Here is a 19,770-nt window from a genome sequence, read left to right on the forward strand (position 1 = left end):
ATTAATTCAGAAACCTTATCCTATAGGCACCTCATTTGAAGCTAATCTGGTTGAATAACAAACCATATATGTAAAAATTCGACATGAATTAAATAAATCCTACTTTATTCGCAGGAATTATCCAAATTTTCAGACTATAGATAACTAGAAGGATGAGCAGCACAATTATATTACGCTATCCCCATCCTTCTACAATAAATTATTCAACTGTTTTGTAAGCTGTTTAGCTAGTTCTTCTTTTTTATCTGATTAATTTTACTACCACTAATCTGGTTAATAAAAAGAGGGAAGCTCGGAATCATACCTTCAAGTTTCCCTCTAAATGCATCATCATCTTACATATTAGTTCCATAATCTTTAAAACTGGAGCATATTTGTCAGGTGATAAAAAAGTCGTGAACCAATCTTGTTGATTTTACTTTGTTTGCCACAGCACGTGATAATTAGAAAAAAGGAAAGTCTGAAACCACTAAAAATTACTATGTAAAGAAAATTGGAAACCTATGCTATCACGATAATATAAATTTCATAACCATTTCCTCAATATACTAAATGTCGCATATAACGTGCTTAAATGATCAATATTCTTTTTCAAAGAATTATCTCTGTTTAAATGGTTTGGCTCTTAGTATACCAAAGGTAAACTACGATTTCTGTTGTGTTTTTGCCCGTTTTCCAATAAATTGAAATAGTTACTCAGCGGCACTTGACGTCAGATTCCTGTAGTGGATTTTTCCCTTTCATTTGGAAAAAAACACCCGGCAGGATGCGTACCGAGAGAAATACGGCATACACCCAAGCCGGGTAAGGGATTAGAAAATAATATCAATGGCCTCTATCACATCTTGCTCCTGATCGGATTGCCCGTTCAGAGAAATATCCTTCAACAGCACCGAAGGCTGTTCGCAAATTTGGGTGATGATCACGAGCAGATCCTGAGCGAAATTGTCGATCAGATTGCGCGTAAACAACTTGGTGGCATATTCAAACTGCCCGTTCATTCCCTCATCCAGCAACGAAATGACCAAGGTAAGATCAAATTGGGAAACCGTATGCGTTTCCGGATATGATTCGATCTTGATATCCCCGAAGCTTTGAACGTTATCTTCCTTGGTTTCCAAAGCAAACATGACATCGAATACAGGATTACGGCTTTGATCGCGCGGCACCTGCAGCTTTTTCACAAGCTCCTCGAACGGATAATCCTGGTTGTCGTAGGCCCCCAGCATCGTTTCTTTGACTTCGTTCAAGTAAGCGAGGAATGTCTTCTCCCCGGACGGATAATGGCGAATCGCCAACGTGTTGACAAACATTCCGATGAGCGGCTCCAGATCGGCATGAGTGCGGCCCGAAACCGGCGTGCCTACAATGAAGTCTTCTTGCCCCGAGTACTTGCTGAGTAGGATGGAAAAGACTGCCGATAACACCATGTAAAGGGTGGCACCATTCTCATCGGCGATGCGCTGCAAGCTGCCTTCCATCTGCTTGTCGATGCTGAAAGGCAACACATCCCCCTCGAAGCTGCGAATGGCAGGTCTGACAAAGTCCGTAGGCAGTTCCAGCGTCGGCAGTTCGCCTTCCAGCAGATCCAGCCAATAGGCTTCCTGACGTTTCAGCTGTTCTTTTACAGGTTCGGACTGCTGCCAAGCGGCAAATTCCTTGTAATGAATCCGAAGTGGTTCCAGCGTCTCACCGTTATACAGGCGCAGCAGCTCTTCAACGAAGATGCCCATCGACATCCCATCCGTGATGAGATGATGAATGTCCAGCATGAGCAGATGCCGTTCCGCTTCCCATTCGATTAAGCCCACACGCAGCAGCGGCGGCCGCTCCAAATCAAAGACGCGCACAAAGCCATCTACGATGCTCTTCGTTTCACTTTCCGTCGCTTTCGTATACCCGGCGGCAAACTTCAAATCCGGATAAATTCGTTGTACCGGTTCGCCGTCAACCATTTCGAAGCCGGTTCGCAAAATTTCGTGACGATCGATCAATCCTTTAAGCGCCGTCTCGAATTGAATCCGATCCAAGCGCCCGACGAGAACCGTCATGCCGGACATGTTGTAGCTAAGCTCGGCGCCTTCCATCTGCTGCTGGATGTACAGCCGTTTTTGCACGGAGGACAGCGGATAGTAATCCCTCTTATCCAGAACCGGAATGGAGAGGTGTTCCTGCCGCTCCAATTGGCTGATTGCTTCGGCCATCGCTTCGATAGTCGAGTGCCGGAACACATCGCGCAGCGGCAGGTTCACACTCAGCTCCTTGTGCACCTTGCTGACCAGCGTCGTCGCCCGCAGGGAGTGGCCCCCGTGGTCGAAGAAGTTGTCCGTCACGCCAATCGTGACCGGCCCGAGCACGTCCTGCCAGATGGCGACCAGTTTCGCCTCCAGTTCGGTGCGCGGCGCTACGTATTCGCGGCCTGCGCTTGCTCCCCCTTCCGGCGCCGGCAGCGCCTTCCGGTCGATTTTCCCGTTCGGCGTCAGAGGCAGGCGCTCCAGCTCCACGAAGTACGACGGAATCATGTACCCCGGCAGCTCACTGGCAATCGCCCGCTTCAGGTCTGCCGCCGTTAGCTCGCCATCCGTTGTGTAGTACGCGCACAGCGCTTTCTGTCCGTTTGCGTCACTTCGAACCAGCACCACCGCTTCGCGCACGCCTTCCACCCGCAGCAGCTGCGACTCGATCTCGCCCATCTCGATCCGGTACCCCCGGATTTTCGCCTGATTGTCGATTCGGCCGATGAAGTCCACGTTCCCGTCCTCCATCCACCGTGCCAAGTCTCCCGTGCGGTACAGCCGCTCGCCCGCAGCGAACGGGCTGTCTACGAACTTCTCTTCCGTCAACTCTGGACGATTCAAGTATCCACGCGCCACTCCGGCTCCGCCGATGACCAGCTCGCCCAGCACCCCGACTGGCACCGGATTCAGATGCGCATCCACGATGTAGAATTTCGCATTTAGCCACGCTTTGCCGATCGGCACATGGCCTGTCTGCGGCAGCTTCGTCAGCGGCTCGTCGTAGAAGCTTGAGTCAATCGCCGCTTCCGTCACGCCGTAGGCGTTGATGATCCGGAACAATGAGCCAAAGCGCTCCTGCAAGGTTCGGTAATCCGCCACGCTGCAGCTGTCCGAGCTCGTGATTAACAACTCCATTCCGCTCATGTCCAGCCCCTGCTCGTGCACGTATTCCAGGAACGGCACAATCAGGGCCGGTGTCGATTCGAAAGTGGTGACCCGCTCCTGCTCTATCCAGTAGTGCAGACGAGACGAATCGATCCGATCGTCCTTCGGCACAATCACCATCGTGCCTCCGTTATACAGCGTGCGTGCGATATCTCCCACGAACACGTCAAACGAGAAGCTGGCGAGCTGCAGCAGCCGCACCGGGAACTGATCCAACCGGTATTCCCGCTGGTAGCCCGCCGCCGTGTTCACCAAGCTGCGGTGCTCGATCATCACGCCTTTCGGCTTGCCCGTCGTTCCCGACGTATAGATCACGTACGCCAGATCCTCCGGACGGGCTTCATGGAAGCTGTCCATGCCAACATTCGGATGGCTCTCATCGCCGTCGTCCACAGCATCCGTCAGCTTGCCGGAGACAAGGCCGGAGCCCATCGGTGCATTCGCCCGCTCGTCGCTGTACGACGCTTCGTCGTCCAGGTACAGCACCGCCGCCAGCGCCAGCTCCTCTTCGCCGAGCCAGGCTTCGGCGCGCTCTCGCAGCGCCATTTGCGTCAGCAGCACCTTCGCTCCACTGTCTTCAAGCATGAACCGCACACGGTCTGCTGGATAGTCCGGGTCGAGCGGCACATACGCCCCGCCCGCTTTCCAGACAGCCAGCACGGCCACTAGCAAGTCCACCGAACGCTCAGCGAGAATGCCGACAATTGTCTCCCGGCCGATGCCGCTTGCGCGCAGCGTGGCCGCCAAGCGGTTCGCCCGCTCGTTCAGCTCCGCATACGTCAGCCGGTCGTTCTCGTACACGACGGCCACCTCTTTCGGCGTGCGCTCCGCTTGTTCCTCGAACAGCCGGTGGAACGCCGCCGCAGGTGCAGCTTCCGGCTGCGCCGGGTTGAACGCACCGAGAATTTGCTCTTCCTCCGCCGGTGTCAAAATGCCCAGCTCGGCAATAGTCGCCGACGGGTTGCGGAGAATGGATTCAAGCAGCTGCAAATAGTGAGCGGCCAATTTCTCCACCGTTTCGGTTTTATAAAGAGCAGTGGCGTATTCAAACAGATATTCCAAGCCTTCCTCGGTCTCCGTGACGTCCAAGCTGAGATCGAATTTAGAAACAAATTCTTCGCTTGCATACGTCGACAAATGGAGTCCGGGAAGCTGGATTTCCAAATTCTCTGTATTCTGCAAAGCAAACATCGTATCGAACAGCGGATTGCGGCTTAAATCGCGAGCCACGTTCACCTTATCCACCAGTTTCTCGAACGGATAATTCTGATGTTCAAAAGCGCTCAGCGTCGTCTCCTTGATTTCCTTCAAGTAGTCAGGGAACGTCTTACCAGCAGCCGGATAACTGCGGATGGCCAGGGTATTAACGAACATCCCGATCAGCGGCTGAACGTCGCTGTGATTTCTTCCCGCAATCGGTGTACCGACCACCACGTCTTCTTGCCCTGTATATTTATGCAATAATATTGTATAACCAGCAAGCAGAACCATGTAAAGCGTTGTGCCGTTCTCGGCTGCAAGCCGTTTCAGACCCTCGCTTTTCTCGCTATGCATAAACAATTGCAGTGTGCGGCCCTCGTAGCTTTGCACAGCTGGGCGCGGATAGTCCGTCGGCAATTCCAAAACCGGCAGTTCTCCTTGGAACATGTCGAGCCAGTAGGCTTCCTGCTTGGCAAGCTGAGCTTTCTGCTCGTCCGATTGCTGCCATACCGCATAATCTTTGTACTGAATGCGGAGCGGCTCCAACTGCTCCCCGCTGTACAAGTCGACGAACTCTTCGATCAGTACGTCAATCGAAACGCCGTCAGATACGATATGATGCGTATCGAACATCAGAATGTGCCGGTTCGGCACCAGTTCGGCAAGGCCTACCCGCAGAAGTGGCGGCTTCGCTAGATCAAACGGACGAACGAATTGGCGCACCGTTTCTTCCGCCTGCTCCCCGCTGATCTGCACATATTCCACCTGGAAGGCGGCTTCTTCGTAAATCCGCTGAACCGCTTCGCCTTTTACCATTTCGAACCCAGTACGCAGCGTTTCATGACGAGCTACGAGCCCGCGGAACGCTTCTTCAAACCGCTGCCGATCGAGCTCCCCTTCGAGCAACATAGCTCCCGGTATGTTGTAGCTCAGCTCGGCTCCTTCCAGCTCGTTCAAAATATAGAGACGTTTCTGAGCGGAAGAGAGCGGATAATACTCGCTAGGTTCCGCAGCCGGAATAGCCGTGAACGAGCCGATCTCCAGCCGCTCCATAGCCGCAGCCATTTCCTCAACCGTCGAATAGCGGAATACGTCGCGAAGCGGGAATTGGGCGCCTAGCTCCTTATGCATTTTGCTGACGAGCGTCGTCGCCCGCAAGGAGTGTCCGCCGAGGTCGAAGAAGTTTTCCGTTACGCCTACCGCCTTCTCCCGAACAAGCACATCCTGCCAAATGGCGGCCAGCTTCGCCTCCAGTTCGGTGCGCGGCGCCACGTATTCGCGGTCTCCGCCTGCTCCCCCTTCCGGTGCCGGCAGCGCCTTCCGGTCGATCTTTCCGTTCGGCGTCAGAGGCAGGCGCTCCAGCTCCACGAAGTACGACGGGATCATGTACCCCGGCAGCTCGCTGGCAATCGACCGCTTCAGTTCCGCCGCCGTCAAGCCTTCTTCCGCTGTATAATAAGCGCACAAAGCCTTCTGACCTTCTTGATCTTCCCTGACGACGACGACCGCTTCCTTCACGCCACCTACACTCAGCAGCTGCGACTCGATCTCGCCCGTCTCGATCCGGTAGCCCCGGATTTTCGCCTGGTTGTCGATCCGGCCGATGAAGTCCACGTTCCCGTCTTCCATCCACCGCGCCAAGTCTCCCGTGCGGTACAGCCGCTCGCCCGCGGCGAACGGGCTGTCTACGAACTTCTCTTCCGTCAGCTCCGGACGGTTCAAGTACCCGCGTGCTACCCCGACTCCGCCAATGACCAGCTCGCCTAGCACCCCGACCGGCACCGGGTTCATATGCGCGTCCACGATGTAGAATTTCGCATTCAGCCACGCTTTACCGATCGGCACATGGCCTGTCTGCGGCAGCTCCGTCAGCGGCTCGTCGTAGAAGCTTGAGTCGATCGCCGCTTCCGTCACGCCGTAGGCGTTGATAATCCGGAGCCACGAGCTAAAGCGTTCCTGCAAAGTCCGGTAATCCCCCACGCTACAGCTGTCCGAGCTCGTGATCAACAGCTCCACCCGGCTCATATCCAGCCCCTGCTCTTGCACGTACTCTAGGAACGGCACGATCAGCGCCGGCGTCGATTCGAAGATGGTGACCCGCTCCCGCTCAATCCAGCCGTATAAGCGGTTCGGATCAATCCGGTCATCCTTCGGCACAATCACCATCGTGCCTCCGTTATACAGCGTCCGCGCAATGTCTCCGACGAACACGTCAAACGAGAAGCTTGCCAGCTGCAGCAGCCGCACCGGGAACTGATCCAACCGGTATTCACGCCGGTAGCCCGCCGCCGTGTTCACCAGGCTGCGGTGCTCAATCATCACGCCCTTCGGCTTGCCCGTCGTTCCTGACGTATAGATCACGTAGGCCAGATCCTCTGGACGGGCTTCATGAAAGCTGCCCATGCCAACATACGGATGGCTCTCATCGCCGTCGTCCACAACATCCGTCAGCTTGCCGGAAACCATGCCGGAGCCCATCGGCACATTCGCCCGTTCCTCGCTGTACGACGCTTCGTCGTCCAGATACAGCACCGCCGCCAGCGCCAGTTCCTCTTCGCCGAGCCAGGCTTCAGCGCGCGCTCGCAGCGCCGTTTGCGTCAGCAGTACCTTCGCTCCGCTGTCTTCGAGCATGAACCGCACGCGGTCCACCGGATAGTCCGGATCGAGCGGCACATAGGCCCCGCCCGCTTTCCAGACGGCTAACACGGCCACCAGCAAGTCTACCGAACGCTCGGCGAGAATGCCGACGATCGTCTCCCGGCCGATGCCGCTTGCGCGCAGCGTAGCCGCTAAGCGATTCGCCCGCTCGTTCAGCTCCGCATACGTCAGCCGGTCGTTCTCGTACACGACGGCCTCCGCTTCTGGCATGCGTTCCGCCTGTTCCTCAAACAGTCGGTGGAACGCGGCTGCAGGAGCCGCTTCCGGCTGCACCGGGTTAAACTCGCCGAGAATTTGCTCTTTTTCCTCTGCCGTCAGCAAGTTCAACTCATTCACAAGAATGTTCGGGTTAGCCGCAACCTGCTCCAGTGCCTGGGCAAAATGACCGTAGATCAGCCTGATGTCTTCCTCTCTGAACGTCAGCGTATTGTACGTAAACCGCAGCAAAATATGCTCTTCCGGAATGACGGTAATGTCCAGGTCGTAGTTCGTTTGCTCCGGCGACAGGATATTAGCGATTTTCAGCGCTTCTTTGTCTCCGCCGACGACCTGCTCAATCTGTTCTTCCATCGGATAATTTTCAAAGACCATGATATGGTTGATCAAGTCGCGCTTTTGCTCGCTCAGCGACTGAATTTCGAACAGTGGGAACGTTTCGTAAGCTCCCGATGCCAGGGCTTGATCCTGGGTTTTTCTCAAGATATCGGCTACCGTCTCCTCGGCTTTGCCTTGAATACGAACCGGAATCGTATTAATAAACAGGCCGATCATGCTTTCGATGCCCGGAATTTCTGCCGGACGCCCGGATACGACGGAGCCAAATACGACATCCTCACTGTTGTTGTAGACCTGCAGAACTAATCCCCATACGGTCTGCATAAACGTATTGAGCGTTACCTGCTGCTGGCGTACCACCCGCATGATTTGCCCGGTCAGTTCCCTGCTGAGTTCCACATCGAGTTCAGCCGCTTCAAAAGCGCCCTGCCTAAGCCCCGTTTTCTCCTGGGGCAGCTTGGTCTGCTGATCGTAACCCGCCAAATACTCCGACCAGTAATGCGAAGCTTTCGCGGAATCTTGAGCTTCCAGCCATTCGATATACCGGGAGTACGAGGTAACTGGAGGAAGCTCCAGCGTCCGCTTCTCCTGGAACGCGAAGTAGGTGTCGAACACTTCCTTGATCATGAAGGACATGCACCAGCCATCCATCAAAATGTGATGGTGACTCCAGATCACATGGTAGGACTCGTCGCCCGTGCGCAAAACGGTCACGCGCATCAGAGAGCCTTGGGCCAAATCGAACTTGTTCGCTTTATCTCTACTAACAAAATCAGCTATCGTCTTTTCCAGGTCCTCATCGCTATCCGAGCGAATATCTTCGAAGTACACTTCACACTTCCGTTCGCGGAATACCACTTGAATCGGCTCGTCTCGCAAGCCCGTAATAAAGTTAGTCCGTAAGGCCTCATTCCGCTGTACCAGCGTATCCAATCCTTGGGTAAAGGCCTCGACATTCAGGCTTCCGTACAGATCGAAGGTCACCTGTTCGAAGTAAGCCTCCGAATCGGCATCCAGCAGGCTGTGGAACAACATCCCTTTTTGCAGTGGAGTCAGGGTATACACATTCTCCAGTTCGCCGAGCGCCGCCGTATGTTCAGTCAGCCGCTCCAGTTCCTCCACAGTCACATCTTGAAGGAGAACGTCGCTAGGCGTAAGCTCCGGCTGCTCTTTCGATACGCAATGGCTGATGACTTCACGCAAGCTCGATTGAAGCAGGGTGCCCAGGCGCTCTACCGTTTCCCGTTTATACTGGGTTTCCCCATAACGGATCGTAAGTTCCAGCACTTCTTCCGACACCATACCGTTAATATCGAGAGCAAAATCCATCACTGCATTCGGGCTTGAATCGGAGCCCAGGCTGAACGGAGACGGCTGCGAGCCGCTGCTTTCGTAATTCTGGTCGAACTGCCCCAAATAGTTAAAGCTGATCTCCGGCTCCAAAGCGAAGCGCTCGCCGTCACGCGGCACCGACAAATAACGCAGGATGCCGTAGCCGATTCCTTTGTTCGGAATGCGGCGCAAGCTTTCTTTAACCTGTTTCACCTGATGACCGAGCGCCTGGTCGTGGCCCGGTTCCAGAACGATAGGGAATTGGCTTGTAAACCAGCCTACCGTCCGCGTAATGTCCACATCATGCAAAACATCTTCCCGGCCGTGGCCTTCGAGATTGACCAGCACGCGTTCCTGGCCGCTCCAAGCTTGTACCGCGAGGCTGAGAGCGGCAAGCAGCAAATCGTTCATTTCTGTATGGTAAGCACGGTGTGCCTGCTTCAGCAGCTGCTGCGTTTCCTCTGCCGTCCAGCGGACGGTCACAAGCCCACTGTCCTTCAGCTTGGATCTACCTTGTTCAAAATCTTTCGGAAGCGGCTCATAGGTCAATTGCTCGATATGCTGCCAGTACTCTCTTTCGCATTCCATCGCCGGGTCGTTCGCATAATCAGCGAGTTGTTTCGCCCAAGTTTGGAATGAATCCGTTTTGAGCGGCAGACGGATCGGCTGCCCTTGCAGCGCTTGCTCATAGGCAGTTGCAAAATCCTCAAGCAGAATCCGCCAGGATACGCCGTCTACGACCAAGTGATGGATTGCGATGAGCAGGTGGTCGCCGTCGTTGCAACGGAACAAGCCGAGCTTCACCAGCGGGCCGTTTTCCAGATCGATGCTCGCTTGAATGTCATTCGCCTTAGCCTCTACCGCTGCTTTCACGTCGTGGACTCCCTTGAAATCGACAACTTCCAAATCGAACAGCACTTCGTTCTCCCCGGCGCCACGGTTCCAGGCCATATAGCCGTTCCCGGTTTGACGGTAAACCGTACGAAGAGCATCGTGATGCACGACAAGCTCACGCACTGCTTGGCGTAAAGCTTCTTCGTCAAAGCCTTGCTTGGAGAACTGCATATATGCCTGGTTGCTGTGATGTATGTCAACCGGATTTTGTTCAAAAAACCAGCGCTGAATCGGGGTCAAGATGACCTCTCCCGTGACTTCGGCCTGGCTTGCCGTTCTCTCCGCCGTTTGCAGCCGCAAACTAAGAGCGGAAATCGTCGGATAATGGAACAAATCTTTCATAACCAGCTTGTACCCCATTTGTAAAAGACGGGACGATACCTGCAAGGCCTTGATCGAATCGCCGCCGAGTGCGAAGAAATTGTCCATCGTTCCGACCTGATCCACACCCAGCACCGACTGCCAGACCGACGCAAGTGCTTGCTCGGCAGGAGTACGAGGCGCCGTGTATGCAGCCTCGGTATGAATGCTTCCTTCCGGCACAGGCAGCGCTTTACGGTCGATCTTCCCGTTCGGCGTAAGCGGCATTTCATCCAGGCGCATAATGCGCGAAGGCACCATATGGGAAGGCAGCGCGGCGTCCAGATGGGTCACAAGCCCTTCCAGACTGAAGCTGGAATCCGCTACGACATACCCGCATAAATATTTCTGCCCCCGTTCGTCCGTCCGATCAATGACAAGCGCTTGACGCACACAGGCAAAATTCTGCATGGCCGCTTCAATTTCTCCAAGCTCGATCCGATAGCCGTGAATTTTCACCTGATTGTCGATCCGGCCGATGAAGTCCACGTTGCCGTCCGGCATCCAGCGCGCCAGGTCGCCCGTCCGGTAGAGCCGTTCCCCAGCGGCGAACGGGCTGTCTACGAATTTCTCCGCTGTCAAATCCGGGCGGTTCAGGTAACCGCGGGCCACACCTATTCCGCCGATAACCAGCTCGCCAGGAACTCCAATCGGTACCGGCTTCAGATTCGCATCTACAATATAGAACTTGGCGTTCAGCCATGCTTTCCCGATCGGTACGCTGCCCGTCTTCGGCAGCTTCTCCAGCGGCTCGCCATAGAAGCTGGAATCAATCGCCGCTTCCGTTACGCCGTAGCTGTTAATAACACGGAACTGCGAGCCAAAGCGCTCCTGCAAGGTGCGGTAATCCGCTACACTGCACGCATCCGAGCTTGTGATTAGCAGTTGCATCGAACTGAGGTCTAAGTCTTCAGCGTGTACATGCTCCATGAACGGTACGATCAGCGCCGGAGTCGATTCGAACACCGTCACGGCGTAGTCGCGAATCCAGCCGTAGAGGCGGGTTGGATCGATCCGGTCGTCCTTCGGCACGATGATCATGGTGCCGCCGTTGTACAGCGTCCGCGCAATATCGCCGACGAACACGTCGAATGAGAAGCTGGCGAGCTGCAGAAGCCGCACCGGGAACTGATCCAACCGGTATTCCCGCCGATAGCCCGCCGCTGTGTTCACCAGGCTGCGGTGTTCCACCGCCACGCCCTTCGGACGGCCCGTCGTACCGGAGGTATAGATGACGTAAGCCAAATCGCTTGGCTTGTTCACATTCGCCGGATTCGATGCGATATCCACCGCTTGTACGTTCTTCTCGGCTTCTACCGTAGCGGATGTTTCGACAGCAGCCGTTTCCGCTTGCGCCAAAGCCTCCGCCTCTGCGCCTGCTTCGCTCATAACTTGTATGCCCACAGCCCCGCCCGCCGCTTCAATGCTGTACGTCGCGGCGTCGTCAAGCGCAAGCACCGTTTGCAGCGCTAGAGCGCCGCCCTGGCGCCAAGCCTCCGCCTGCTCCAGCAGGCGGGTCTGTGTGAGCAGCACTGACGCCCCGCTGTCCGCGAGCATATATTCGATCCGTTCTGCTGGATAGTCCGGGTCGAGCGGCACATAGGCACCGCCCGCTTTCCATACGGCAAGCACCCCGATCAACAGCTCCACCGAACGGTCGGCCAAAATGCCGACCACCTGCTCCGGTTTCACCCCGCCAGCCCGCAGTACATACGCCAGACGATTCGCTTTGGCGTTCAGCTCCGCATACGTCAGCTTGCTGCCTTCGTAGACAACCGCCAGTGCTCCAGGAGTGCGCTCCGCCTGCTCCTCGAACAGCTCGTGGAACGTTCTCTCTCTCCACGACTCATCCGCTTCCAAGCCAATCCCCTCTGCGGCGGGTTGCTTCGCAAGAGCCGAAGAGGACACGTCAAACCCGACCAGCAAATCATGCTTTTCACTGTCCGTCAAAATATCCAAATCCGCAATACGCGCACCCGGCTGAGCCAGGATCGAGGCCAAAAGCTGCTCGTAATGACCCGCCAGCCGTGCCATCGTTTCCTGTCTAAACAATGAGGTAGCGTACTCGATCTTGCAAACCAGCTCATTACCTTCTTCCACGATATCTAAGCTAAGATCAAACTTTGCCGTCTTTTCCTCGATGTCCAGTAGCGACCATTGCAAGCCTTCCAGGGTTAAATCCAGACTTTCGTGCTTTTGCAAAGAAAACATGGTGTCAAACAGCGGATTCCGGCTTAAATCCCGTCTCACCTGAAGAGCTTCCACCAGCTCCTCGAACGGATAGTCCTGGTGCTCATAGGCTCCAAGCGTCGTTTCCTTCACTTCCTGCAAGTAATCCAGGAACGTTCGCTCCGTCGCCGGACTCAAGCGAAGGGCCAGCGTATTAACGAACATGCCGATGATCGGCTGCAGATCAGCGTGAGAACGGGCGGCAATTGGAGTGCCGACCACGATATCTTCCTGTCCCGCGTATTTTTGAAGCAATACGGAGTACGCAGCCAGCAGAAGCATATACAGCGTCGCCCCCGAATCGCCGGCAAGCCGTTTGAGAGCTTCGCTTTTCTCCGCATCCAGCGTAAACGTGAGGGTTTGACCATCAAACTGCTGGACGGCCGGACGTGAGAAGTCGAGAGGCAGCTCAAGAACCGGAAGCTCGGAGCTGAATACCCCGCGCCAGTATTCCTCCTGCCGTTTGATGCGCTGTCGCTGCTCCTCGGATTGCTGCCAAACAGCGTAATCCTTGTATTGAATCCGCAGCTCCGGCAATTGTTCCCCATTGTACAGCCGCACGAATTCGCGCAGCAGCACATCCATGGAAAGGCCATCGGAAGCAATATGGTGAATATCCAGCGCGAGCAGGAACTTTTCTTTCTCCAGTTCGATCAGCAGGGCGCGCAGCAAAGGCGGCTGGGCCAAGTCAAAAGGCTGAATGAAGCCTTCAAGAATGGTCGCAACCTGATCTTCACTTGCTTGAAGCTTCTCGACCTTGAAAGCTACACGCGGATAAATACGCTGAACCGGCTCCCCATCTACGATTTCAAAACCGGTGCGCAGCATATCGTGCCGGTTCACCAGAATAGTCAGCGCCTTTTCCACTTTGGCCTCGTTCAAAGCCCCTTCCAATTGCAAGGCGCTTGGGAGGTTGTAATTCAGCTCCAGGCTATCCAGCTGGTGCAGGACGTACAACCTTTTTTGCGCGGAGGAAACCGGGTAATATACTTTCTCTTCCACTTTCGGAATCGAGCTGTGCCGCATTTCTTCCAAGCTGGCAATAGCCCCGGCCATCGTCTCTACCGTCGTATAACGGAAAACATCGCGCAGCGGAAGTTCAACGTTCATTTCCTTCTGAATTTTGCTGACAAGGTTCGTCGCCCGCAAGGAGTGGCCTCCGAGCTCGAAGAAATTGTCCAGGACTCCAATGCCAGAGTAGCCCAGCACTTCCTCCCAGATCTTCACAAGCTGGGACTCCGTCCGGTTACGCGGCGCTACGTACTCGACACCTGTTCGCAGTCCTCCTTGCGGCTCCGGCAGCGCTTTGCGGTCAACTTTGCCGTTGGACGTCAGCGGCATGCGCTCCAGCTGCACGAAGTACGACGGGATCATGTACCCCGGCATTCTCTGGGCCAGCGAGGTTCTCATTTCGCTGACCGTCAGCGTCCGATCCGCCACAAAGTAGGCGACAAGCGCCTTCTCGCCCCCGCCGTCCTGACGGGCGAGCACCACCGCTTCTTCCACGCCCCGGACGTTCAGTAGCTGCGTCTCGATTTCGTCCAGCTCGATCCGGTACCCGCGGATTTTGACCTGATGGTCGATCCGACCCAGGTATTCGATGTTGCCGTCTGGCAGCCAGGCCGCCAAATCGCCCGAGCGATACAGCTTCTCCCCCTCCACAAACGGGGAATCGACGAACTTCTCCGCCGTCAGATCCGGACGGTTCAGGTATCCTCTCGCCAGGCCTTCCCCGGCCACGTACATTTCGCCCACTACGCCGATCGGTACAGGGCGGCGTTTTTCATCAAGAATGTACACGCTCAGCGTCGGGATCGGCTTGCCGATATTGCTCTTTGCTGCCTCAATCTCGGCCCATGTAATATCCTTATACGTAACGTGAACCGTCGTCTCGGTAATCCCATACATATTGATCAGCTTCGTCTCCGGGTACTTCGTCTTGAAGCCCTTGAGCAGCAGGGGACTGAGCGCTTCGCCCCCAAAGATGATGTTGCGAATCCGCAGATCGTACGGATGGTCCGCCAAGATCTCACGCAGCAGCTGGTAGAAGTACGTTGGCGTCTGGTTCAAAATCGTGACCTGCTCGCGGCCCAGCAGCGTCAGAAAATCGGCCGGGTTCTTCGCCGTAAGCGGCGGTACGATGACCAGCTTGCCTCCATTGAGCAGCGCTCCGTACATTTCCCAGACGGAGAAATCGAAGCAGAACGAGTGGAACAGCGTCCACGTGTCGGACGGTCCGAAGTCAAACAGGTTCTTGTCGTTGAACAAGAGGCGCACGACGTTCTTATGCTCGATCAGCGTGCCTTTCGGTCTACCGGTCGTTCCCGACGTGTAGATGACATAGGCCAGGTTGCCGGGCCCGGAAATCGGCTCCAGGTTCGAAGCCTCCAGCGTATCTTGGGAGTCCGCCCCTCTATCGCCCCACACGAAGTCGTCCAATTCGAGGCGCGTTCCTGCGAAGTCGGTCTTCTCGTGCAGATGCCTTTGAATCAGCAATAACGGCGCACCCGAATCCTCGATCATGAAGCGGATACGCTCCTCCGGGTACTCGGGATCGACAGGCACGTAGGCTCCGCCCGCTTTGAGAATCGCCAGAATGCCGACGACCATATCGAGCGAGCGCTCGGCCAGAATCGCTACTAGCTGGTCCGCTTCTACTCCCGCCTCCCGAAGCTTCCGCGCAAGGCGGTTGGATCGCTCGTTCAGCTCGCGGTAGGTCAATTGCCGCTCATTCATAACGGCGACCACGCTGTCTGGGTGAAGCGCCGCCTGCTCTTCGAACAGGCCGTGAATCGTCTGCTGCCGCGGATAGTCGGCCTCCGAATCATTGAAAGCACGCACCAGCTCGCAAACTTCCTCCTCCGTAAGCATTTCCAGCGAGGCAATATCCCCGTCCGGCGCTGCTGCGATGGTTTCGAGCAACTTGTCATAATGTCTGGCCAAGCGCTCCGCGGTCTCCTGTTTATACAAAGCCGTAGCGTATTCCAACCGGCATTCGAGCTGACCGTCCAACTCCGAAATGTCCAGGAGCAGCTCGAACTTGGATGTTCGGTTTTCCAGTGGATAAAACGATTGCTCCAGCCCCTCGATAACAATTTGCTCGTTCTCCGTATTTTGCAGGGAGAAGAATGTATCGAAGAGCGGATTCCGGCCGCTCGCACGCGGAATGTGAAGACTTTCCACCAAGTCTTCGAACAAATAATTGGGGTGTTCGAAAGCCCCGAGCGTGATGTCCTTGATTTCTTGCAGGTACGAAAGGTACGGCTTGGAACGCTCCGGACGGCTGCGAATGGCCAGCGTGTTGACAAACATCCCCACGATCGGCTGCATTTCCTCCTGCGTTCTTGCAGCAATCGGCGTTCCGACGATCAGATCTTCCTGACCCGAATATTTATGCATAAGGATGGAGTAAGCCGACAGCAGCACCATGTACAGGGTCGTTCCCGTCCGTGCCGCCAGCTCTTTCAGCTTCTCCGTCCGCTCTTTCCCGATATAAAACTTCACGGTCCGGCCGTCAAAGCTTTGTACCGCAGGCCGTGGGAAGTCCGTCGGCAGCTCCAAGATCGGCAGCTCGCCCGACAGCTGTTTCAGCCAGTACTCCTTCTGCGGATGGAGCATCTGCTCGTAGGCTTCGGAATGCTGCCAAACGGCATAATCCTTGTATTGAATACGCAGCGGAGCCAGCTCCTCGCCCCGATACAGGCGGCTAAACTCGTCGAAGAGCAGCGCTGTCGAAATGCCGTCCGAGACGATATGGTGCATATCGAACAGCAGAATGTGGCGATCCTCGGTGACTTCGATCAGGCCGATGCGGAGAAGCGGTGGCTTGGTCAGATCAAACGGGCGATAGTAAGCTTCCACCACTTGATCCCATTCATGCTCGCTCGCCTGAAAATAATCGACAGCAAACTGCACCTCGTCATAGATGCGCTGGACAAGCTCACCTTGAACCTGCTCAATCCCGGTACGCAGCGTCTCATGGCGCTGAATCAGCGCCCGGAATGCGTGCTCGACGCGCGTGCGGTCCAGCTTGCCTTCGAGAAGAAGCGCCGCCGACATACTGTAACTGCGCTCGGCCCCGTCATGCTGGCTCAGGACGTACAGACGCTTTTGCTCAGATGAAACTGGATAGGACTCGGCCGCAGCCGCCTTTGTAATCTCATACGTCTCCTGCTGCTTTAAGCCGCTGATTCTTTGGGCCAACTGTTCGATCGTCGTGTAGCGAAAAACTTCCCGCAGCGGAACCTCGACTTGCAACTCCCTCCGAATCTTGGAAATCAGCGTAGAGGCCCGCAAGGAATGACCACCCAGGTCAAAGAAATCGTCCTGGACTCCAACTCGCGTAATACCGAGCACCTGCTGCCATATGAGAGCAAGTCTTGTTTCCAGCGTTGTGCGAGGAGCCACATACTCACTGCCCGCTTCTACCTCTCCGGTCGGTTCAGGCAGCGCTTTACGGTCAATTTTACCGTTCGGCGTGAGCGGAAGCTTATCAAGAGACACCAGCCGGGCCGGGACCATATGGGCCGGCAGCTCTTGCTTCAATTGTGACAGCAGATCACTCAGTTGCAACGAAGCATCTGACACCACGTAGCCGCACAAATATTTTTGCCCCTGCTCATCCGTATGGTCGGTCACCACAGCCTGCTTGACGCCCGGGTAACGCAGCAGGGCCGTTTCAATTTCGCCAGGTTCGATCCTGTAGCCCCGAATTTTCACCTGATAGTCGATTCGGCCGATGAAGTCGACGTTGCCGTCTTCCAGCCAGCGGGCCAAATCGCCTGTCCGATACAGACGTTCGCCCGGCACAAACGGGCTATCCGTAAACTTCTCGGCGGTTAGGTCCGGACGGTTCCAGTACCCGCGCGCCACCCCGGCACCGCCGATGACCAGCTCGCCCGGAACCCCTACAGGAACCGGCTTTAACGCGGCATCGACAATGTAAAACCGGGCGTTCAGCCAAGCTTTGCCGATCGGCACATGACCCGACGGCGGCAGCTTGTCCAGCGGCTCATCGTAAAAGCTGCTGTCAATGGCCGCTTCGGTAACGCCATAACTGTTAATAATACGGAATTGTCCGCCAAACCTTTCCTGCAGCAACCGGTAATCGCTGACACTGCATGCATCGGAGCTAGTTATCAGCAACTGCATGGAACTGACGTCCAATCCTTCTCCATAAATATGCTGCATAAACGGTATGATGAGCGCGGGCGTCGATTCGAATACCGTAATATTCTGGTCCCGAATCCAGCCGTATAAGCGATTCGGATCAATCCGGTCATCCTTCGGCACAATCACCATCGTACCTCCGTTATACAGCGTCCGCGCAATGTCTCCGACGAACACGTCAAACGAGAAACTGGCCAGCTGTAGCAGTCGCACCGGGAACTGATCCAATCGGTACTCACGACGGTACGCCTCCGCCGTATTCACGAGACTACCGTGCTCAATCATGACGCCTTTCGGGCGTCCCGTCGTTCCCGAGGTGTAGATCACATAAGCCAAGTCTTGCGGAGCGTTGCCGGCAGATTCAAATCCCACGGTTAAGGCATCCCCGTTATAAATTTGTTCATCGTCCATGGCATAGACAGCTTGAAGCTTCAGCCCGTCATCAGCCAACCAGCCTTCGGCCCGCTCCAACAGATGACGCTGCGTAAGCAGCACAGATGCATCACTATCGCTGAGCATGTACTCAATCCGCTCCGCAGGATATTCGGGGTCCAGCGGCACATAGGCTCCGCCGGCTTTCCAAACGGCGAGCACCCCGACCAGCAGTTCCACCGAACGCTCCGCCCAGATCCCCGTAATCGTCTCCCTTCCCACGCCCTGTTCGCGAAGGAGAGAAGCCAGTCGCTCAGCGCGTTCGTTTAATTCGCCGTAGGTCAGCTGTTTGTCCATATAGACGACTGCGGGATGATCCGGAATTTCCCGGGCAAACTTTTCAACATACCAATGAAACGCTTCTCCCTCGCTCAGCCCTGTCACCGGCGGGTTAAAGACGTTAAGAATGCGCTGCCTCTCCTCATCGCTCAGCAGAGAAATCTCGCGTACGGAAAGTTCAGGATCCTGAAGAAACTGGTCCAGCACGGTTACATACTGTTCCATAATCCGCTCAATCTCAGCCGGCTCGAACAGATCCATACGATAGGAAGCATGGAGAATGACATGTTCTTCATTCAGCATATGGTCAAAGCGCAGCAGCAAATCGTCCATCTCGTGCCTAGCGAAATGAGCCTCCAGGCGTACCTTGATTTCCTCATACTCCTCAATTTTCAAAGGCAAATATTCCAAAGACGTGCGGAACAGACCCGTAAGATCGTTGCGGCCGTGTTGTTCGCGTAAGTCCTGGATCAATTGGTTATAAGGGTATTTCTGATACCTCAAATCCGCCATATTTTCTCTGGAAACCGTTTGGAGCAAAGAAAGAACGTTCTCATCTGGATTTAGACGAATCCGCGTAGCTACGGTGCTGACGAACATGCCGATCGTTTCTTTTTCCTTCTTGCTGGTGCGATTGGCGAAAACCGTGCCGACCGGAACATCCGTGCTGTCGGTCAACTTATACAATAAGACGTACATGGCGGACAGAAATAACGTATATAAGCTGACCTGATATTGTTCGCTGAAGGCTAGAATGCGTTCATACCGGGAACCATCCAAAGTAATGGCCAGTTTATCGGATTCGCTGCCGATCGAGTGTGGCGGAACCGATTTAATCCCGGTCGTTTCAGGCAAAGTGTTGTACTTCGTCAACCAGTATTCCTTGCCTTTTTGATAACGCTCCGATTGCTCATATTCACACTCCGCGAAAATATAATCCTGATAGGAAGGGGCCTGGTAACTGCTGGAGATGCCTTTGCGCAGTTCCAGGTATTTTTCCATCACCGCATGCAGCAAAGCATTGACGGACAAGCCGTCGGCGATAATATGATTTATCGTCAAATTGAGCCATACTTGACCGTTCGCAAAATGGATCATCGTAAATTGGTGGAGGTGTTCGTCGAACACGCTGGCCGGTTTTTCGCTTACTTCTTTCACCCAAGCATAGAATTGTTCGGTTGTACCTATTTCGAGGCGGCTTATTCTAGCTTGGACCTTCTCCGGCTCTTCGAACCACTGCGTTGGATTTTGCAAATCCCCGCTAATGCGGATTCGGAAAGCGTCATAGGTTTTAACGATCTCTGCTGCCGCTTGCTCCAGAAGCGGTGTGTCGATCTCGCCCGTAATCTGGTAGGTTGCGGAAAGCATCGTGATGGACGTTCCCGGATTCATAATTTCCATGAACCATATTCGGCGCTGGGCTTGCGTTAATCCATATTGCTCGTTGGTATTCTCTCTCACATCGACACCCTCCCTGTTT

Annotated in this window: 1 protein-coding gene; it reads right to left on the bottom strand. The window is 55.0% G+C overall.

What is annotated here, in order from left to right; translation table 11 throughout:
• Positions 1-812: 812 nt before the first annotated feature.
• A complete protein-coding gene (locus tag GNP95_RS17255) occupies positions 813-19,751 on the bottom strand; it encodes a non-ribosomal peptide synthase/polyketide synthase (protein WP_330163482.1) in 18,939 nt (6,312 codons plus the stop codon).
• Between the last annotated feature and the right edge of the window lie 19 nt (positions 19,752-19,770).

This window comes from Paenibacillus woosongensis (assembly GCF_009725165.1).
GTDB classification, from domain to species: Bacteria; Bacillota; Bacilli; order Paenibacillales; family Paenibacillaceae; genus Fontibacillus; species Fontibacillus woosongensis.